At 68.9% G+C, this 18,526-nt stretch carries 19 protein-coding genes and 1 tRNA gene; 14 read left to right on the top strand and 6 right to left on the bottom strand.

The window, feature by feature from the left end:
• Positions 1-105: 105 nt before the first annotated feature.
• The 7 genes from eno to ACFC14_RS11385 all read left to right on the top strand — a co-directional run bounded on the left by eno (position 106) and on the right by ACFC14_RS11385 (position 7,350).
• Positions 106-1,386, top strand: a complete 1,281-nt coding sequence (gene eno / locus ACFC14_RS11355; RefSeq protein ID WP_136043502.1) for a phosphopyruvate hydratase — start codon at positions 106-108, stop codon at positions 1,384-1,386.
• A 182-nt stretch (positions 1,387-1,568) separates the two neighbouring features.
• Positions 1,569-2,051 carry a septum formation initiator family protein gene (locus ACFC14_RS11360; RefSeq protein ID WP_376104338.1) on the top strand — a complete coding sequence of 161 codons (483 nt, stop codon included), beginning with the start codon at positions 1,569-1,571 and terminating at the stop codon, positions 2,049-2,051.
• 47 nt (positions 2,052-2,098) lie between these two features.
• Positions 2,099-2,641 (top strand): DUF501 domain-containing protein, encoded by a 543-nt coding sequence (locus ACFC14_RS11365; protein WP_376104341.1) that lies wholly within the window; start codon positions 2,099-2,101, stop codon positions 2,639-2,641.
• Positions 2,638-3,945 (top strand): S8 family serine peptidase, encoded by a 1,308-nt coding sequence (locus ACFC14_RS11370; protein ID WP_376104344.1) that lies wholly within the window; start codon positions 2,638-2,640, stop codon positions 3,943-3,945. Before ACFC14_RS11365 ends, ACFC14_RS11370 begins: the two co-directional genes overlap by 4 nt.
• Before the next feature lie 25 nt (positions 3,946-3,970).
• Positions 3,971-5,482, top strand: coding sequence for an NAD(P)/FAD-dependent oxidoreductase (locus tag ACFC14_RS11375; RefSeq protein WP_376104346.1), 1,512 nt, complete (start codon positions 3,971-3,973; stop codon positions 5,480-5,482).
• Positions 5,483-5,772: 290 nt separating this feature from the next.
• Positions 5,773-6,678, top strand: a complete 906-nt coding sequence (locus ACFC14_RS11380) for a cation-transporting ATPase (protein ID WP_376104349.1) — start codon at positions 5,773-5,775, stop codon at positions 6,676-6,678.
• A 6-nt stretch (positions 6,679-6,684) separates the two neighbouring features.
• Positions 6,685-7,350, top strand: coding sequence for a DedA family protein (locus ACFC14_RS11385; protein ID WP_376104352.1), 666 nt, complete (start codon positions 6,685-6,687; stop codon positions 7,348-7,350).
• A gap of 10 nt (positions 7,351-7,360) precedes the next feature.
• Here the strand turns inward: ACFC14_RS11385 and ACFC14_RS11390 are convergent.
• Positions 7,361-7,433: transfer RNA gene (locus ACFC14_RS11390), tRNA-Leu, on the bottom strand.
• 87 nt (positions 7,434-7,520) lie between these two features.
• Here ACFC14_RS11390 and ACFC14_RS11395 point away from each other — a divergent pair.
• The 3 genes from ACFC14_RS11395 (at position 7,521) to ACFC14_RS11405 (ending at position 10,737) form a co-directional block, all read left to right on the top strand.
• A complete protein-coding gene (locus ACFC14_RS11395; protein WP_376104353.1) occupies positions 7,521-8,768 on the top strand; it encodes an alanine racemase in 1,248 nt (415 codons plus the stop codon).
• On the top strand, positions 8,765-10,078 hold the full coding sequence (locus tag ACFC14_RS11400) for a D-arabinono-1,4-lactone oxidase (RefSeq protein ID WP_376104356.1): 1,314 nt from the start codon (positions 8,765-8,767) through the stop codon (positions 10,076-10,078). Before ACFC14_RS11395 ends, ACFC14_RS11400 begins: the two co-directional genes overlap by 4 nt.
• Before the next feature lie 92 nt (positions 10,079-10,170).
• Positions 10,171-10,737: a LemA family protein gene (locus ACFC14_RS11405; protein ID WP_136043511.1), complete on the top strand. Its 567-nt coding sequence runs from the start codon at positions 10,171-10,173 to the stop codon at positions 10,735-10,737.
• Between the two features lie 12 nt (positions 10,738-10,749).
• On the opposite strand, the gene ACFC14_RS11410 is transcribed toward ACFC14_RS11405, so the two are convergent.
• Entirely contained in the window at positions 10,750-11,673 is a 924-nt protein-coding gene (locus ACFC14_RS11410; protein ID WP_376104359.1) for a hypothetical protein, read from the bottom strand.
• Entirely contained in the window at positions 11,670-12,926 is a 1,257-nt protein-coding gene (locus tag ACFC14_RS11415; protein WP_376104362.1) for a winged helix-turn-helix domain-containing protein, read from the bottom strand. The genes ACFC14_RS11410 and ACFC14_RS11415 overlap by 4 nt, the downstream gene beginning before the upstream one ends.
• Positions 12,927-13,014: 88 nt before the next feature.
• Here ACFC14_RS11415 and ACFC14_RS11420 point away from each other — a divergent pair, with 88 nt between their 5' ends.
• Both ACFC14_RS11420 and ilvA read left to right on the top strand, forming a co-directional pair.
• Positions 13,015-14,211 (top strand): AI-2E family transporter, encoded by a 1,197-nt coding sequence (locus tag ACFC14_RS11420; protein WP_205820410.1) that lies wholly within the window; start codon positions 13,015-13,017, stop codon positions 14,209-14,211.
• On the top strand, positions 14,208-15,437 hold the full coding sequence (gene ilvA / locus ACFC14_RS11425) for a threonine ammonia-lyase (RefSeq protein WP_376104366.1): 1,230 nt from the start codon (positions 14,208-14,210) through the stop codon (positions 15,435-15,437). Before ACFC14_RS11420 ends, ilvA begins: the two co-directional genes overlap by 4 nt.
• 65 nt (positions 15,438-15,502) lie before the next feature.
• On the opposite strand, the gene greA is transcribed toward ilvA, so the two are convergent.
• Entirely contained in the window at positions 15,503-15,991 is a 489-nt protein-coding gene (greA, locus tag ACFC14_RS11430) for a transcription elongation factor GreA (RefSeq protein WP_136043515.1), read from the bottom strand.
• 97 nt (positions 15,992-16,088) lie between these two features.
• Positions 16,089-16,475, bottom strand: a complete 387-nt coding sequence (locus ACFC14_RS11435; protein WP_376104369.1) for a DUF4307 domain-containing protein — start codon at positions 16,473-16,475, stop codon at positions 16,089-16,091.
• Positions 16,476-16,543: 68 nt separating this feature from the next.
• On the opposite strand from ACFC14_RS11435, the gene ACFC14_RS11440 reads away from it, so the two are divergent.
• Positions 16,544-16,849 carry a hypothetical protein gene (locus ACFC14_RS11440; RefSeq protein WP_376104372.1) on the top strand — a complete coding sequence of 102 codons (306 nt, stop codon included), beginning with the start codon at positions 16,544-16,546 and terminating at the stop codon, positions 16,847-16,849.
• Positions 16,850-16,892: 43 nt separating this feature from the next.
• Here the strand turns inward: ACFC14_RS11440 and ACFC14_RS11445 are convergent, their stop codons facing one another.
• Positions 16,893-17,624, bottom strand: a complete 732-nt coding sequence (locus ACFC14_RS11445; RefSeq protein WP_376104375.1) for a hemolysin III family protein — start codon at positions 17,622-17,624, stop codon at positions 16,893-16,895.
• Positions 17,625-17,721: 97 nt separating this feature from the next.
• Here ACFC14_RS11445 and ACFC14_RS11450 point away from each other — a divergent pair, with 97 nt between their 5' ends.
• Positions 17,722-18,501 (top strand): isoprenyl transferase, encoded by a 780-nt coding sequence (locus ACFC14_RS11450; RefSeq protein WP_376107177.1) that lies wholly within the window; start codon positions 17,722-17,724, stop codon positions 18,499-18,501.
• Positions 18,502-18,526: the final 25 nt, after the last annotated feature.

Genomic DNA, 18,526 nt, shown 5'->3' on the forward strand with positions numbered 1-18,526 from the left:
GGAATGCCCGGACGCGTCCCTGATCCGGTCGCACGGCCGGGCTAGACTGGGCGCGGATCGACGACGCTCCACACCACGTTTTCCCCCTGAGCAAGGAGCACATCAGTGGCACTGATCGAGGCTGTAGGCGCACGCGAGATTCTCGACTCGCGCGGAAACCCGACCGTCGAGGTGGAGGTCCTCCTCGACGACGGCATCGTGCAGCGGGCGGCCGTGCCGTCCGGTGCATCCACCGGCGCGTTCGAGGCGTACGAGCTCCGCGACGGCGACAAGAGCCGCTACGGCGGCAAGGGCGTGCTCAAGGCCGTCGAGGCCATCATCGACGAGCTCGGCCCGGCCATCGAGGGTGTCGAGGCGAGCGAGCAGCGCATCGTCGACGAGATCCTCATCGAGGTCGACGGCACCGAGAACAAGAAGCGCGTCGGTGCCAACGCCATCCTCGGCGTGAGCCTCGCCGTCGCCAAGGCGGCCGCGGATTCGGCCGACCTCCCGCTGTTCCGCTACCTGGGTGGCCCGAACGCCCACGTGCTGCCCGTTCCGCTGTTCAACGTCATCAACGGCGGCGAGCACGCCGACAACGGCATCGACATGCAGGAGTTCTTCCTCGCCCCGATCGGCGCCGAGACCTACTCCGAGGCACTGCGCTGGGGCGTCGAGACCTACCACGTGCTGCGTGCCGAGCTGAAGGCCGCGGGCTACGCGACCGGCCTCGGCGACGAGGGCGGCTTCGCCCCCGACCTCCCCAGCAACCGTGAGGGCCTGGACTTCCTGGTCAAGGCGATCGAGAAGGCCGGCTTCACGCCCGGCACCGACATCGCCCTCGGCCTCGACGTCGCAGCGACCGAGTTCTTCAAGGACGGCGTCTACCGCCTCGACAACAAGGACTGGGACGCAGCAGCGCTCACCGAGTACTACGTGGGCCTCGTCAACGACTTCCCGATCGTCACGATCGAGGACGCGCTGGCCGAGGACGACTGGGACAACTGGAAGCACCTCACCGACGCCCTGGGCTCCAAGGTGCAGCTGGTCGGCGACGACCTGTTCGTCACCAACCCGCAGCGCCTCGCCGACGGCATCAAGCGCGGCGTCGCCAACTCGCTGCTCGTCAAGGTCAACCAGATCGGCACGCTCACCGAGACGTTCGATGCGGTCAGCCTGGCGCAGCGCTCCGGCTACACGGCCATGCTGTCGCATCGATCCGGCGAGACCGAGGACACGACCATCGCCGACCTCGTCGTCGCGACGAACTCCGGCCAGATCAAGGCGGGCGCACCCGCTCGCAGCGAGCGCGTCGCCAAGTACAACCAGCTGCTGCGCATCGAGGAGGAGCTCGGCGACGCCGCGGTCTTCGCCGGTCGCTCGGCTTTCCCGCGCTCGCAGGCCTGAGCGCGGCTGACACACGAAGAAGCCGCGGAAGCGGCGGCTGAGACGGCCGTCATCCGCGGAGCATGACGCCGTTGAAGCGGCACGACGAAGGAGGGGCCGTGGCACGACGACCGGCTCCTCCTTCGTCGGTTCCGGCCGCGAAGGCGGCCGGAAAGGGCGCCGGCAGATCGAGGGCGTCATCCGTGACCGCCCCCGCGCCCCGAGCCTCGCGCAGGAACCGCGGTGATGCACCGCGCGTCGATGTCCGCGAGTGGGCCTCCGGCATCCGTCTCTCGGCGTTCTCGGTGATCATGTTGTCGCTGGTGGTGTTGGGTGCCTGGGTCCTCGTGCCCACGCTCGGCACGTTCATCGACCAGCGTCAGAAGATCGCGGCGCTGGAGGCATCGGTGCAGGTGAGCGAAGACGAGATCACCGCGCTGATCGCCGAGCGCGAGCGGTGGAACGACCCCGCCTACATCACGACGCAGGCGCGTGAACGCCTCTACTACGTCAAACCCGGCGAGGTCGTCTATCTGATCGACAACGACCTCGATCCATCGGCTCTCCCGCGCGAGCAGGCACCGGTGAGCGACACGCTCGAGGAGAAGCCGTCGGACTGGATGCCGCAACTCCTGCGCACCCTGGTCGCGACAGGACTCAGCGACACGGCAGCGACCGCTCCCTGAGCGCTCCCTCCGAGCATCCTCTCGGGCGGCTCCCCTACGCTGGAGGGGTGACCACGCCGCCGTTCCCTGCCCCCACGTCCGCCGAGCTCGCCGTCGTCTCGGCCCAGCTCGGCCGTCCCGCCCGGGGTGTGGTGGGCATCGCGGCTCGCTGCGCGTGCGGCAACCCCACGGTCGTCGCCACGACGCCCCGCCTTCCAGACGGCACGCCGTTCCCCACGTTCTACTACCTGACGCACCCGGCGGCCACGGCGGCGATGTCGACCCTCGAGGCCACGCAGGTGATGCCGGAACTCGCGGCGCTCCTGGCCGATGATGAGGAGACCGCTGCCGCCTACCTCGCCGCGCACGAGGCGTACCTCGCCGACCGGACGCAGTTCGGGGAGGTCTCCGAGATCGACGGGATCTCAGCCGGAGGGATGCCCACGCGCGTGAAATGCCTGCACGCGCTCGCGGGACATGCCCTCGCTGCCGGTCCCGGCGTGAATCCGATCGGCGATGCTGCGCTGGCGCGGTCGTCCTGGTCGCCCGAGGTGTGCCGGTGCGAAGACCCCGGCGCCGCACTGCGCGAAGCGGCGGCGTCACCCGAATGACAGCCCGCCGGACGCTGCGCAGCGCTGCCGCCATGATGGTGGTCGCGGCGTCTGTGCTGCTCCTCGGTGCCACGGCGACGCCGCCGCCGATCCCCGACGACCCATCCGATCCGACCCGTGCGTCGGAGTACTGGCTCGACGGGGCGAGGATCCGCGAGGCGTGGCAGACGACCCGTGGCAAGGGCGTGACGATCGCCGTGATCGACACGGGCATCGGCAAGGTGCCCGAGGTGTTCGGCGACGCCGTGGTCGGCGGCACGGACGTGTCCGGCGCCGGCACCCCGGATGGACGGACGCCGCTGGGAGCGGTGGACGGCAATCACGGTTCCTGGGTGGCCTCGCTCGCGGCAGGACGCGGCGCCGCCGACGGTACCGGCATGATCGGCGTCGCGCCGGAGGCCAACCTCCTCTCCATCTCGGTCGGCTTCGGAGCGGCGGCCGCTGTGCCGTTCACGGAGCAGGTCGCGAAGGGGATGCGCTGGGCGGTCGACAACGGTGCCGACATCATCAATCTGTCTTTCACGACGAACACGCTCGACTGGGATGAGAGCTGGGACGACGCGTTCCTCTACGCGTTCGAGCACGACGTGGTCGTCGTCGTCGCCGCGGGCAACCGGGGGAGCGGCACGAACATCATCGGCGCTCCTGCGACGATCCCCGGCGTGCTCACGGTGGGCGGCGTGGACCAGACCGGCACGGCGAGCGTCGAGGCCTCCACCCAGGGCATCACGATCGGGATCTCGGCGCCCAGCGAGGGACTGATCGGTGTCTCCGCCGACGGCAAAGTCGAGCGCTGGCGTGGGACGAGCGGCGCGGCACCCATCGTTGCCGGAGTCGCCGCTCTCATCCGCTCCGCACACCCCGACATCAAGGCGATCGACGTCATCAACCGCATCATCAAGACCGCGATCCCTGTGCCGGACGCCACCAAGCCGCAGGATCCGCTCTACGGCTACGGGTTGGTGGATGCCGCTGCCGCGATCTCTGCAGACATCGCCCCGGTGAGCGTGAACCCCATGGGCGACCTTGCGGAATGGGTGCGCTACTTCCGCCGCGCGGAGTCGGAACCGCAGCCCGTTCCCTCGATGACGCCGGTCGCCGTGCCGCCTCTGCCCGCCGCCGATGCGCCGAGCGAAGCTGCTTCACCGTTGCTTCCCAGCGCCGATTCACTGCGCTACGGTACCCTGCCGCTCATTGCGCTCACAGTGCCTGGTATCCTGGTAGCGCTTGGCGTCACCGCAGCTGCCCGGCGCATCCGATCGGCGCGCGTTTCCGTACGCCAAATCCCCGACTCCGAGGAGTAGTTCTTCTGTGCCTCAGAACAGCACTGTGCCCAAGATTCTGATCGTCGGCGGAGGGTACGCAGGTTTCTACACCGCGTGGAAGCTCGAGAAGCACCTCCGCAAGGGTGAGGCCGACGTGACCATGGTCGACCCGCTGCCTTACATGACGTACCAGCCGTTCCTGCCTGAAGTCGCCGCCGGTTCCATCGAGGCGCGTCACTCGGTCGTCGCGCACCGTCGTCACCTCAAGCGCACCCACGTCCTCACCGCCAAGGTGACGAACATCAACCACGCCCAGAAGGTCGCGACGATCACGCCGCCCGTCGGCGAGCCTTACGAGTTCGCGTACGACCAGATCGTCGTCACCGCGGGAGCCGTCTCCCGCACCTTCCCGATCCCCGGCATCGCCGACAACGCGATCGGGCTGAAGACGATCGAGGAAGCCGTCGCGATCCGCGACAAGGTCATGTCCAACTTCGACAAGGCCGCGGCTCTTCCCGCCGGTCCCGAGCGTGACCGTCTGCTGTCGGTCGTCGTCGTCGGTGGCGGTTTCGCGGGTATCGAGGTCTTCGCCGAGCTGCGCTCGCTCGCCTCGTCGCTCGTCGGCAAGTACCCGCAGCTCAGCTTCGAGGACACGCACTTCCACCTCATCGAGGCTATGGGGCGCATCATGCCCGAGGTCTCGCTGAAGACCAGCGAGTGGGTGCTGAAGGATCTCGCCAAGCGCGGTGCCAACGTTCACCTCGACACCCAGGTCACCGGCGCCATCGACGGTAACGTCGAGCTCTCCACGGGCGAGGTCATCCCGACCGATGTCATCGTGTGGACCGCGGGTGTCATGGCGAACCCGACCGTGGTTCGTGGCGGAGACCTCCCGGTCGAGGAGCGCGGTCGCATCCAGACCCGTGCCGACCTGCGCGTCGGCACGCCCGAGGCCTTCGTTGAAGGCGCGTGGGCTGCGGGCGACGTGTCGGCTGTCCCCGACCTCTCGGGCGGCGGCGTCGGCGGCTTCTGCGTGCCGAACGCCCAGCACGCTGTTCGCCAGGCCAAGCTCCTCGCGAAGAACCTGGTCGCCGTGCTCCGTGGGGAGAACCCGAAGGAGTACTTCCACAAGAACCTCGGTGCTGTCGCGGGTCTCGGCCTGTACAACGGCGTCTTCCAGTCCGGCAAGATCGCACTCAAGGGCTTCGTGGCCTGGGTCGCGCACCGCGGCTACCACGGCCTCGCGATGCCCACGTGGGAGCGCAAGTTCCGTGTGATCTGGGGCTGGTGGAACAACCTGTGGCTCGGCCGCGACCTGGTGAACCTCGAGACGGTGCAGAACCCCCGTTACGTCTTCGAGGAGTTCGCCGCACGTCCGCGTCCGGCAGCTCCCGCGGCGCCTGTCGCGGACGCCGCTCCTGCGGCGAAGGCTGCTCCGGCGGCATCGGCTGAGGCACCGGAGGCGACTGCCGCCGCGAAGAAGCCCGCGGCCAAGAAGCCGGCCGCGAAGAAGCCTGCGGCGAAGAAGCCCGCCGCCGAGAAGGCTCCTGAGCCGGCCGAGGTTGCCGCCAAGTAGCTGACTCTCGAATCGATGGATCGGCCCCGCGCGCTCTGCGCCGGGGCCGATCTTCGTTTCTTCGGGGCGGCTCCGAGGCGGAGCACAGGTGCGGCCGCTAACGTGGGGGCAGCAAGGGGAGTACTCCCGTCTGCAGCGTCGTCGTCATTACGAGCACGAGATCGTGCTCCGGCCCGCTGGCCCGCGAGGGTGGAGGAGACCTTGGCACCCGCATCGCGGGGTGCCGAGAAACCCCTGCCGTCGCTTCGACGTGGGAATCCCCGGTGGCCCGCACCACGAAAGGGACACCCATGGGAAAGCTCTCCCGCTTGATCGGACTCGCCACCGACGCGCTCGACAAGAGTGCCGGGTCCGGACGCAACGACCATTCGGCGGGCGGATCCCGCTCGACGGACTGGGGTGGAATGCTCCGCGGAGCCGTGGACGCGGTCCGAGGCCCGGCCGACGGCGCCCCGCGAGCCGAGCAGAGCGCACCGCCCGCGGCTGCAGACCCCTATGCGCCGCCGGTATCCGGCGCTCGGAGCGGTGCGGCCGGTTCCCCTCGTCCGAAGGATGCATACGCACCCCCGGCTGCGCAGACTACCCGCTCATCGAACGTGGCCTCCGACGCCGACCGGGCAGCGATCGCCCGGTATGACTACCTGCTGCAGACGGCCGACCCGCAGCGCGTCGAGCAGATCCACCGGGAGGCATTCGCCCGTCTGACTCCCGAGCAGCGCACGCTCGTCGAGGCACGGATGCGGCAGGAGCTCGAGCCGGGGGAGCGTCCGAGGTCTTCGTCGCCGGACGACCTCGCCCGTGCTGCCGGACGTGCCGAGGCCATGAAGCCGGGGCGGATGCGCGGACTCCTGTCGCGGGTGCGTGGTGCCGGCGTCGGTGGTGCTGCGGTCGCCGCGGGCGGCGCGGCGGTGGGACTCCTCGGTGTGGTCGCCGGCGGTGCCGTGCTCAGCACCGTGGCAGGCCCGCTCCTGGAGCAGGCGGCCGACATCGGCGTCGACTTCGGTGCGCTGGCGGAGGGCATCGACCTCGAGTCACTCGCCGCCGGAATCGATGTCGAGTCGATCGCCGGCGGGGCAGGCGACCTGATGGGCTCCGCGGGGGAGGCGGCGTCCGGACTCGGCGAGGCGGCCACCGGATGGGGCGAGCGGCTCGGAGACCTGGGCATCCCGGGCATCGGCGATCTCTTCGGACGCTGAGCGCGGATGTTCTACGCGACCGAGGCCGAACACGGCTTCAGCGGCCTCACCGGATTCGCGGCCGATGTGCTCACCTCCCTCGGCGACGTCGGGGTCGGTGTGCTCGTGTTCCTCGAGGTGCTGATCCCGCCGATCCCGAGCGAGGTGATCCTGCCGTTCGCGGGCTACCTCAGCCAGAGCGGAGAGCTGAACCTGGGCTGGCTCATCTTCTGGAGCACCCTGGCCTCCTGGCTGGGAGCGCTGCTGCTCTACGGTCTGGGAGCGGCGATCGGCATGCAGCGCGCGGTGCGACTGCTGGCGTCGACTCGACTGGTGAGTCGCACGGATCTGGAACGCGGCGCGGACTGGTTCACGCGCAGCGGGGGCTGGACGGTGCTCGTGGGCCGAATGGTCCCGGGCGTGCGCAGCCTCATCTCGATCCCCGCCGGGGCGTCGCGCATGAATCTCGTCACGTTCAGCATCTACACGATCGTCGGCAGCGGCGCCTGGAACACTCTGCTCCTCGGCGTCGGCGCGGCGCTCGGCACGCAGCACGAGCAGCTGGAGGAGTACCTGGGATACCTCGACTACGCCGTCTACACGGCGATCGCGATCGCGCTCGTGGTGCTGGTGGCTCGGCGGGTGCGTGAGGCGGCGGGAGAGCGGAGGGCGGTTGCGGACGGCGAGGAGTGAGAAGCCGGAGTGCCCCCGCTGGGACTCGAACCCAGACTGAAGCGATTTTAAGTCGCCTGCCTCTGCCATTGGGCTACGGGGGCCGCGTCGTCAGCCTATCGCCGAGCGGCGGCTGCGACCGGGTGCCGCGGGGGATGATCCGGAGTATGGCGAGGCCTTAGGGTGGGGGAGTGCTCGACCTCATCGACGAACTGAGCCCCGTTCAGGGTGCGCCCGCGATCGCCCCCGAGTGGGAAGATCCGGCCCGGTACTGGCCACGCCTCTCCGCCGCGACCGGACACTTGCCGGCGCCAGTCGGGGTGATCGATCGAGAGGCGCTCCGCTACAACGCGATGGACCTGCTGGTGCGCGCAGGCGGACTCCCCATCCGTGTCGCCTCCAAGTCGGTGCGAGTGCGGGCCGTGCTCGACGCAGTGCTGAAACTCCCCGGATTCCGCGGCATCCTCGCGTTCACGCTCGAAGAGGCGCTGTGGCTGGCCGAGACGCACGACGACATCATGCTCGGCTATCCGACGGTGGATCGCGCGGGTCTGGAACGGCTCTTCGCCGACGAGCAGGCGGCGCAGCGCATCACGCTGATGGTCGACGATCTCGTCCACCTCGATCTGATCGACAGCGTCGCCGGTCCCGCAGCCCGCCCCGAGATCCGGGTCGCGATCGACGTCGACGCGTCCTGGCGATCCTCGATCCTCGGCCACATCGGCGTGCGCCGCTCGGCCCTCTTCACGCCGGGTGAGGTCGCCGGCTTCGCCCGCAAGGTCGTCGCTCGGCCCGGGTTCCGGCTCGTCGGACTGCAGATGTACGACGCGCAGATCGCGGGTCAGGGCGACGATGCCGGGCCCGACGCGCCGCTGATCCGCATGGTGCAGGCGCGCTCGAGGAACGAATTGCGGGAGCGTCGGGCGGCCATCGTCGCCGCCGTGGGGGCGATCGCTCCGCTGGAGATCCTCAACGGCGGCGGCACCGGCTCGCTCGAGTTCACGGGCAGCGACGAATCACTCACCGAGGCGAGCGCGGGGAGCGGGCTGCTGGGCGGCCATCTGTTCGACGGATACCGGTCGTTCCGCCCCGCCCCGGCCTCGGCCTTCGCGTTCGATGTGGTGCGCCGGCCGGCCGACGACATCGCCACGGTGCTGGGCGGAGGGTGGATCGCCTCCGGCCCTGCGCTCCCCTCCCGTCAGCCGCGCCCGGTGTGGCCCGAGGGACTCCGCACGCTCGGGCGTGAGGCCGCCGGCGAGGTGCAGACGCCGCTGCAGGGGCCTGCCGCGACGTCGCTGGGAGTGGGGGATCGCGTCTGGTTCCGGCATGCGAAGAGCGGAGAGCCCGCGGAGCGCATCGAGCGCTATCACCTGGTGTCGGGGGAGCAGGTCATCGACGAGCTTCCCACCTACCGCGGCGAGGGAAAGGCGTTCCTGTGACGAGAATCGGCGGCTCCTGGCAGAACTGGGGCCGGTCGGCCTCGGTGCGTCCCGTGCGCGTCGAACGCCCACGCAGTCCCGAGGGTGTGCAGCGTGCGGTGATCGCCGCGGTGAAGCACGGTCTCAGCGTGAAGGCCGTGGGAGCGGGGCACAGCTTCACCGGCATCGCCGTCGCACCCGGCGTCCTGCTGGAACTCGACGACCTGCAGGGTCTCGTCTCGGCGGATGCGGCCAGCGGGCGGGTCACCCTGCTCGCGGGCACGAGGCTGCATCGCATCCCCGGCCTGCTCGCCCCCTACGGGCTGGCCATGGAGAACCTCGGCGACATCGACCGTCAGTCCATCGCCGGAGCGATCTCCACCGGAACCCATGGCACCGGCGCGCAGTTCGGCGGCCTGGCGACTCAGGTCGTCGGCATCACCATGGTCACGGCCGAAGGAGAACTCCTCCGCATCGATGATCAGCATCAGAGCGAACTGCTGCCGGCCGTCGCGCTCGGGCTCGGTGCGCTCGGCATCATCGTCGAGGTCACGCTGCAGTGCGTCCCGGCTTTCGTCATGCACGCCATCGATGAGCCCGCCCCTCTCGACGACGTGCTCGCCACGCTCGATGAGCGCGTGGCCGCGTCGGATCACTTCGAGTTCTACTGGTTCCCGCACACCGACGTCGCGCTGACGAAGCGTCAGACACGGCTGCCGGAGTCGACGGTGCGCAAACCGCTCCCCGTGGTCGGCAGATGGATCGATGAGACGCTCCTCTCCAATGGCGTCTATCGTGTCGTGTGTGCCGCGGGGCAGGTCATTCCGGCGATGACGCCTCCGTTCAGCAGACTGGCCGTCAAGCTCACCGGAGACCGTGAGTACACCGAGCTGTCGCATCGAGTGCTCATCCAGAGCCGGACGGTGCGGTTCCGTGAGATGGAGTATGCGCTGCCGGCCGAGAATGTCGTGCCGGCGTTCCAAGCCGTCCGCGCCCTCATCGTTCAGCGCGGGTGGCGCATCGAATTCCCGATCGAGGTGCGCTTCGCGGCGGAGGACGACCGGTGGCTGTCGACGGCGCATGGGCGCTCGAGCGCCTACATCGCGGTGCACCGGTATTGGCGCGCCGACCCGTCGGAATACTTCAACGCGGTGGAGGAGATCATGCTCGAGTTCGGTGGCCGCCCGCACTGGGGCAAGCTGCACACTCTGACGGACGAGACGCTCAGCGAGCGCTATCCGCGATTCGACGACTTCGTCGCGCTCCGCGACCGCCTGGATCCGGAGCGGCGCTTCACGAATCGCTATCTCGATCGGGTGCTCGGAGCCTGACACGGTCCGGGACCGCGGCCCCGGCATGCGCCCAGTCCACGTGCAGGGTGCGCGTCTAGGATGAGAGAAACACGAGGAAGGGTGGGCCTCTGATGGAATGGCTCGTGCCGGTACTGATCGTTGTCGGAGTGATCCTGCTCGCCGGCATCTATCTGTGGGCCACGTACAACTCGCTGGTGCAGCTGAAGGTCCGCGTCGACGAGGCGTGGAGCGGCATCACGGTGCAGCTGAAGCGACGAGCCGACCTCATCCCCAACCTCATCGAGACGGTCAAGGGGTACGCCTCCCACGAGAAGGCCGTCTTCGAGAACGTCACGCGTGCCCGCGCCGAGACGCTGTCCGCCGGCGGGCCCGGTGAGGCCGGAATCGCCGAGGGACACCTCCAGCAGGCGCTTCGCAGCCTCTTCGCTGTCGCCGAGGCGTATCCGCAGCTGCAGGCGAGCACGAACTTCCTCCAGGTGCAGCAGGCGTTGGTCGATACGGAAGACAAGATCCAGGCCGCGCGTCGCTTCTACAACGGCGGCGTTCGCGAGCTCAACACCAAGATCAAGGTCTTCCCGAACAACCTGTTCGCCAAGGGACTCGGCTTCACCGAGCGCGAGTTCTTCGAGGTCGCCGACAACAGCGCGATCTCCGAACCGCCCCGCGTGCAGTTCTGATCCGACGCGCGCTCACCAGGCGGTCAGCACCACGTCGTCCGCGGTGAACGACACGTCGCCGCGCACGGCCCACGTGTCGGTCCGATAGGTGGCCTCGCGCTTCTCACCGTCTTGACCGGTTCCGGTGACGGTCGCGATGAGGATCCCGCCTTCTGCGCTGAACACGGTGGTCGACAACGTCGTGGTCGGCAACTCCTCCACGCGGTACCGGATGTCGGTGACCGCGCGGAACTCCGTGCCCCAGGGGATGCGGATGCCGCAACCGTCGGGCGGGGCCGCAGCACCCGGTTCCGTACAGGTCGCGAGGTGCTCGTCGAGCTGCTTCTGAGCCGCGCCCGCCGCCTCGGCGCGGACGGACACGTCGACATCGACGGCTGTCTCGTCGCCGGGGAGCACGGTCACCGACTTCTCGCCGTTGAGCAACGCCACCGGCGCGGCGGTGACGGTGTAGGTCGCCGGCAGCAGCGCCGTCGCCTCGCCGGCGGGCAGGATCTGCTCCCCGACGGCGACGAATGTGCCGACCGATGGAGTGGCGCTCACGCTGCCCCGCCCGGAATCGTCCACGACCCATCGTCCGTCGATGGGGGAGAGCGTCACCTCTGCCGTGTGCTCTTCATCGGCCAGGCGGAAGGAGATCTCGGCCACCGCCGTCGCTCCCCCGATCGGGGCGCTGTCATCGCCCGTGACGGAGGTCACCTCCGCATCCTCGACGAGTGCCGTCGCGCCGGAGAACGCCTCCAGGGTCTCCGGTGAGACCACGGCGCCGGTCTTCTCCACCGCTGCCGGGTCACCGGATTCGAGCGCGCGCAGGTACGCGACAGCGGCCTCCTGCGCAGTGGCAGGACGACTCGTCGCCTGCAAGATCCACACACCGGTGACGACGGCCGCGACGACTCCCGCAACGCTGCCGATCAGCCACCAACGGCGCCGACTCATGGGGCGCTCTCTCTGGCGTGCACGTGGCGATGCACACTGCCACCCGCCCCGGTCAGCGCGCCGTGCAGCGCCGAGGTGGCATCGCCCCAACCCGAGATCGAGACCCGTTCCAGGCCCTGCCAGGCGGCTGCCAGGGCCAGTTCCGCGGCGACGGGCTCGGCATCGCCGGGCCGAGCCTGCGGCTCCCACCACGCGGACTGCACCTGCAGAGTGGAGCTGGCGCGGTCGGCCTTGAGATCGACGCGCGCCACGATGCGGTCGCCGACGAGCACGGGTAGCGAGTAGTAGCCGAACCGACGCTTCTCGGCCGGCACGTAGATCTCGATGCGGTAGTCGAGATCGAAGATGCGGAGCGCCCTGTCGCGGAACCACACAACCGGATCGAACGGCGTCAGAACGGCCGCGGTGTCGACCTTGCGCGGCAACACGGCGTCGCGATGCCGCCACGCGGGCAGCGGACGGCCGCCGCGCTCCCACCCGCGCACCTGGACAGGGAGCAGTTCGCCGGCGTCGACGAGCTCGCTGATCGAGCGAGCGACTGCGGTCCGGTCGCGGATCCGGTAGTAGTCGGCGAGGTCGGACTGCGTCGCGACACCGCTCGAGCGGGCCGCACGTCGCGTCAATTCCAGGATCGCCTCGTCGCGGGAGATCTCCCGCGATCGGATCCCGTCGGGGATCACCTGCTCGGCCAGCGCGTATGTGCGCTCGAAGCCCCTGCGGCCGCTGACGGCGACATCCCCTGTGCGCCAGAGGTGTTCGAGTGCGAGCTTGGCCTCGTCCCAGTCCCACCAGGTGCCGCGCTCTCGAGGCGCGTCGTCACGCAGGTCGGCGGGACGCAGCGGCCCCCTGGCGCGCAGCTCGTCCTGCACCCACTGCACCGTGCGCGCGTTGTTGCTCATCCACGAATCTTCACCCGCCCACTTCCGCCGGAAGTCGTCCATGCGGAATCGCCACAGCGGCCAGTCCGCGACCGGGATGAACGTCGCCTCGTGGGCGAGGTACTCGACGTAGTGGGTGGTGCGCGAGAGGAAGACCCTGTCGAGGAGCGCCGGGTCGTACGAGCCCAGACGTGAGAACAGGGGCAGGTAGTGCGAGCGTGCGAACACGTTCACCGAGTCGATCTGAAGCACGCCCAGGCGGTCCATCACCCGGTGCACGTGGCGCGCGGCGACGGAGGCGGGCCTCGCGCGGGTGAACCCCTGCGCTGCGAGGGCGATTCGCCGGGCCTGCGTCGAACTGAGGGTCTCGGTCACGTCGCCAGCGTATCGCCGGACGCCGACATCGCTCCCGCTCGGCGATGGATGCGTCGAACGGCATACCGCTTGACCGTAGACTTGGGCGATGAGCGAGGACCAGCGCCCCCGGCTGCGAGATCTCTTCCGTCCGCGCCCGGTCTCCACAGACCGCACCGTGACGACCGATGCCGATGAGGCGGTGCCCTTGCCGCTGCGGATCACAGCGAGCTATTCGTGGCGGCTGCTGATCATCGCGGCCGCGATCGGCGTCTTCATCTGGCTGGTGATGCTGCTGAAGCTCCTGGTCATCCCGCTGATGGTCGGCATCCTCATCACGGCGCTCCTGTGGCCGGCCTTCTCGTTCATGCTGCGACACGGACTCCCTCGCTGGCTGGCGATCGCCATCTCGCTCATCGGAACGGCCGCCATCGTGACCGGGCTGATGTGGCTGGTCGTCTGGCAGGTTCGTGCCCAGCTGCCCGACGTGCAGGCTCGCTCGACCGAGGCGTTCGACCAGTTCCAGGTCTGGCTGCATGAAGGCCCCCTGAACCTCTCCGACACCCAGATCGCCGACTACCTGCAGCAGGGCCTCGACTTCCTCAATGAGCAGACGCAGGCCCTCTGGACGGGTGCGCTGGCCATCGGAACGACGGTGGGACACGTCGCCACCGGCGCGCTGCTGTCGCTGTTCATCCTCATCTGCCTGCTCGCCGACGGCGCAGGCATCTGGCGGTGGACCGTCAAGATCTTCCCGCGCAAGGCCCGCCCGGCGGTCGACGGGGCCGCGCGAAACGGCTGGGCGACGATCGTGAATTACGCCCGCACGCAGTTGTTCGTGGCCACCATCGACGCGATCGGCATCGGCCTCGGGGCCTTCCTGCTGCAGGTGCCGCTCGCGCTTCCGGTCGCCGTCCTGGTGTTCCTCGGCTCCTTCATCCCGATCGTGGGTGCGGTCGCGACCGGCGCTGTCGCCGTGTTCCTCGCCCTCGTCTACAACGGACCGTGGATCGCGCTGTGGATGCTCGTGGTCGTGCTGGCGGTGCAGCAGATCGAGGGGCACATCCTGCAGCCGATCATGATGGGCTCTGCGGTGAAGGTCCACCCGCTCGCCGTCGTCCTCGTCGTGGCGGGCGGCGCGATGATCGCCGGCATCCCCGGGGCGCTCTTCGCCGTTCCGTTGGCCGCTTTCGTCAACGTCGCGGCCGTGACCATCAGCTCCGGCTCCTGGCGCACCGGCGTCGGGCCCAGCGGAGACCTTATCTGGAGCACAGTACCGCGCGAGCGGAGACGGAGGAATCGATGAGCGAAGTCCCCAGCCTGACCGAGTTCGAGCTAGCGGCTCAGAGTCTGGCTGAGGTGATCTCGCACACGCCGACGCTGCCGTCGCGAGCCCTCTCCGACATCCACGGAGGCACCGTCCTGCTGAAGATGGAGAATCTTCAGCGCACCGGCTCGTTCAAGATCCGCGGTGCCGCGTATCGCCTGTCGCGGCTGAGCGCCGAGGAGCGCTCGCGGGGCGTCGTCGCCGCATCCGCGGGCAACCACGCCCAGGGCGTCGCACTCGCGGCTCAGGCGCTCGGCATCCCCGCGACGATCTTCATGCCGCTGGGGGTTCCGGTTCCCAAGCTCCTCGCCACCCGCGGGTACGGCGCAGAGGTCGTGCTGGAGGGCGAGACCGTGGCCACCTCGCTGCGGCTCGCAGCGGAGTTCTCCGAGCGCACCGGTGCCGTGCTGATCCACCCGTTCGACCACCGGGACATCGTGATCGGGCAGGGGACCCTCGGGCTCGAACTGCTCGATGATGCGCCGGACGTCGACACCGTGGTCCTCGGCATCGGCGGTGGAGGGCTGATCGCCGGAGTCGCCGCCGCGGTGAAGGCGCGTGCCGCCGAGCTCGGGCGCACCGTGCGCGTCATCGGCGTCCAGGCCGAGAACGCCGCCGCTGTGCCCCCGTCTCTCGCTGCGGGGGAGCCCGTCGACATCGTCACGCGACCGACCATCGCCGACGGCATCCTGGTCGCCCGTCCCGGCGCCATCCCGTTCGACATCATCAAGGACCTCGTCGATGAGGTCGTCACCGTGTCCGACGACGATCTCGCGCGGGCGATCCTGATCCTGCTGGAGCAGGCGAAGGTCGTGGTGGAGCCTGCCGGCGCGGCGGGCGTCGCGGCGATCCTGGCGGGCAAGGTCTCCGGCACCGGCACGACCATGGCGGTGCTCTCGGGCGGCAACATCGATCCGCTGCTGCTGCAGCGCGTGGTCTCGCACGGGCTCGCGGCCTCCGGGCGGTACCTCACCATCCGGGTCCCGCTGCCCGACCGTCCCGGCCAGCTGGCCCGGGTATCCGAGCTCATCGCCGAGGCAGGGGCGAACGTCATCGAAGCGATGCACACCCGTCACGGTCACGGTCTTCAGATCAGCGAGGTCATCCTCGAGCTCAGCGTCGAGACGCGAGGGCCCGAGCACTCCGAGCACACGCTCGACACATTGCGTCGCGCAGGCTTCGAGCCCATCCTCATCGCCGACTGACCGTCGAAACCACGTAGAAGCGCCCCCACGTCCGAGAGGATGCGGGGGCGCTTCTACGTGGCACGTCAGCCCGAGTAGGTCTCGACGTTCACGATCTCGACGCTGATGGAACGCCCGTTCGGTGCTTCGTACGCCGACTTCTCGCCGACCTTGAGGCCGAGGATGGCCTGACCGAGGGGGCTGGCCTCGCTGTAGACGTCGAGGTCGCTGCCGACGGCGATCTCGCGGCTGCCGAGGAGGAAGACCTCTTCGCCCCCGGCGACGAGCGCAGTGACGACGGTGCCCGGCTCGACGATCCCGCGGCTGGCGGGAGCCTCGCCGACCTTGGCGGTCTTCAGCAGAGCTTCGAGAGTGCGGATGCGGGCCTCCTGCTTGCCCTGTTCATCCTTCGCGGCGTGATAGCCGCCGTTCTCCTTGAGGTCACCCTCTTCGCGGGCCGCCTCGATGCGCTTGGCGATCTCATCGCGACCGACGGTGGACAGGTGCTCCAGCTCGGCGACGAGCCGGTCATACGCTTCCTGCGTGAGGAAGGGAACCTGAGCATCGGTGGACATGACGAAGCTCCTTCTTTCGGGATCCCTCCGGCGTGCTGCGGGGGATATGCCAAGACGCCCCGGCACGGTGCCGGGGCGTCGTCTGTCTGGCACGAGTCTAGGCGACCCAGCAGGTGTTCACCAAACCTGTGGTCGCCTCCGCCACGGTGGGAATGGTGACCGATCGGGTCTGCGAGTGGCTGTCTCCGGCGGGGATCTCGACGATCTTCCAGCCGACCACGCCGAACTCCTCATCGAGTGCTTCGAGCGCGCACACGACCTCTCGACCCTGTACGCCGGTCACCTGGAAGCTCACTTCCACCGAGTACTCGTCGACCAGCGTGAAGCCCAGATCGTCGGCGTCCACGGAGGCCATCGACTGCGCGACCGTCATCCAGCTGAAGGCACCGACGACGAGCAGCGCGAGGCCGCCGCCGACGATCCACGGCCATCGACGTCGTCGCGTTCGGCCGTAGCGTTCGTCGAGCTGTTGTGCGGTCGTCACAGGTGGGTCTTCCCGGTCGTTAGGCTGGTGATACCAGGTTATGCGACCTGCGTACGAAAGGCCGATTCATGCGCGCTCTGACCGAGACCCCGATGCCGACACCGTCGATGACGGTGGATCCGGAGGCTGTCTCTCCCGGGTTCGTCGGCTTCGCCGTGATCGTGGTGATCGTGCTCGCCGTGATCCTGCTGATCTGGGACATGAATCGTCGGATCCGCCGCGTCCGATACCGCGATGAGGTGCGCGAGGAACTCGACGCCGAGGATGCCGCACGCGCCGCCGCCGGAGCACAAGCCGGCACGAGCGTCACGGGAGCAGCCGAGGTCGACGGTGTGAGTGCACGCGACGAGGACGAAGAACCGCCTGCACGCTGAGCGACGCCGAGTTCCGGAGCGCGCGACGGCGGGCCGACGGAGACTACGGCGCGCCCAGTGAGGGAGACAGCGGTGCCAGGGCGATGAGCAGGCACGCGGTCCAGTGGCAAAGGAACGCGAGCACCGTGCACACGTGGAAGATCTCGTGGAAGCCGAAATGGCCGGGCCACGGGTTCGGCTTCTTGAGCGCGTAGACGACCGCGCCTCCCGTGTACAGAAGCCCGCCGACGATCACCAGCACCATCATCGCGAAGTTCGCGTTCATCAGGTCGACGATGTACATCACCGCCGCCCAGCCGAGCAGCAGGTAGAGGGCGACGTAGAGCCAGCGTGGAGCGTGGATCCAGAAGACGCGGAAAAGGATGCCCACGAGCGTGCCGCCCCAGACCAGGGAGAGCAGCAGCACGCCCTTCTCCGGCGGCAGCGCGAGCACCGCCAACGGGGTGTACGTCCCGGCGATCAGCAGCAGGATGTTGGCATGGTCGATGCGTTTCAGGACCACCTTGATCTTGGGGGACCAGTCGAACCGGTGGTAGAGCGCGGAGTTCCCGAACAGCAGCAGGGACGTGGTCATGAACACGGCGGCAGCCCACTTCGCGGGCGCGCCCTGGGCGACGAGGATCAGGACGACACCTGCCACGATGGCCACCGGGAAAGTCGCGGCATGGATCCATCCGCGCCAGGTGGGTTTGATCTCGACCGCGGCGTCCACGGCGGCGGCTTCGAGGAGCGGCAGCTGGGGGACATCGGGACCGGAGTGTTCGGGTGTGCTCACGTGCTCACTCTAGGCCGAGGCGCATACCCCGATGAGCACATATCCTCAGCATCCGCACACGGTGGCGAAAGCCTCGGCACGGTAGCGTAGGGAGGTGATATCACGCGAGAATCCGGTGAGAGGGCCGCTGTATCGGCTCTACACCAGTCGGCTGCGTCGACACCTCGATCCCGCTTCCGTCCCGCACCACATCGCGATGATGATCGACGGCAACAGGCGATGGGCGCGCCAACTCGGGTTCGACAGTGCAGCCGAGGGCCACCGGGCCGGGGCCGCGAAGATGCGTGAGTTCCTCGGATGGTGCGACGAGCTGGGCGTGCGCGTCGTGTCGCTGTATCTGCTCTCCAGCGACAATCTGCGCAAACGCGACTCTGCGGAGCTCGCCGACCTCATCGAGATCATCGCCGAACTGGCAGAGGCGTTGTCGCAGGAGGGCAACTGGCGGGTCAAGCACGTCGGGCGCTCCGACATCCTCCCGCCCGAACTAGCCAGAGTGCTCGCCGATGCCGAGGCGCGCACCAAGGACCACAGCGGACTGCATGTGAATCTCGCCGTCGGATACGGCGGCCGCAACGAGATCGTCGACGCCGTTCGCAGCATCATCGCCAAGCACGAGGCCTCGGGTGGAACCCTCGAGGACCTCGCCGCCCACCTCACGCCCGAGATGATCGGCGAGCACCTGTACACCGGGGGACAGCCGGATCCGGATCTCGTCATCCGCACGAGCGGTGAGCAGCGACTCAGCGACTTCCTGCTCTGGCAGAGCGCGCACAGCGAGTTCTATTTCGTCGAGGCTCTCGGTCCGGACCTGCGACAGGTCGACTTCCTCCGCGCGATCCGCGACTACACGGATCGCGAACGTCGGTTCGGCCGCTGACCAGGGGCGAGACGCGCGGCACCGT

This window comes from Microbacterium sp. NPDC055988, from assembly GCF_042269505.1.
GTDB lineage: Bacteria > Actinomycetota > Actinomycetes > Actinomycetales > Microbacteriaceae > Microbacterium.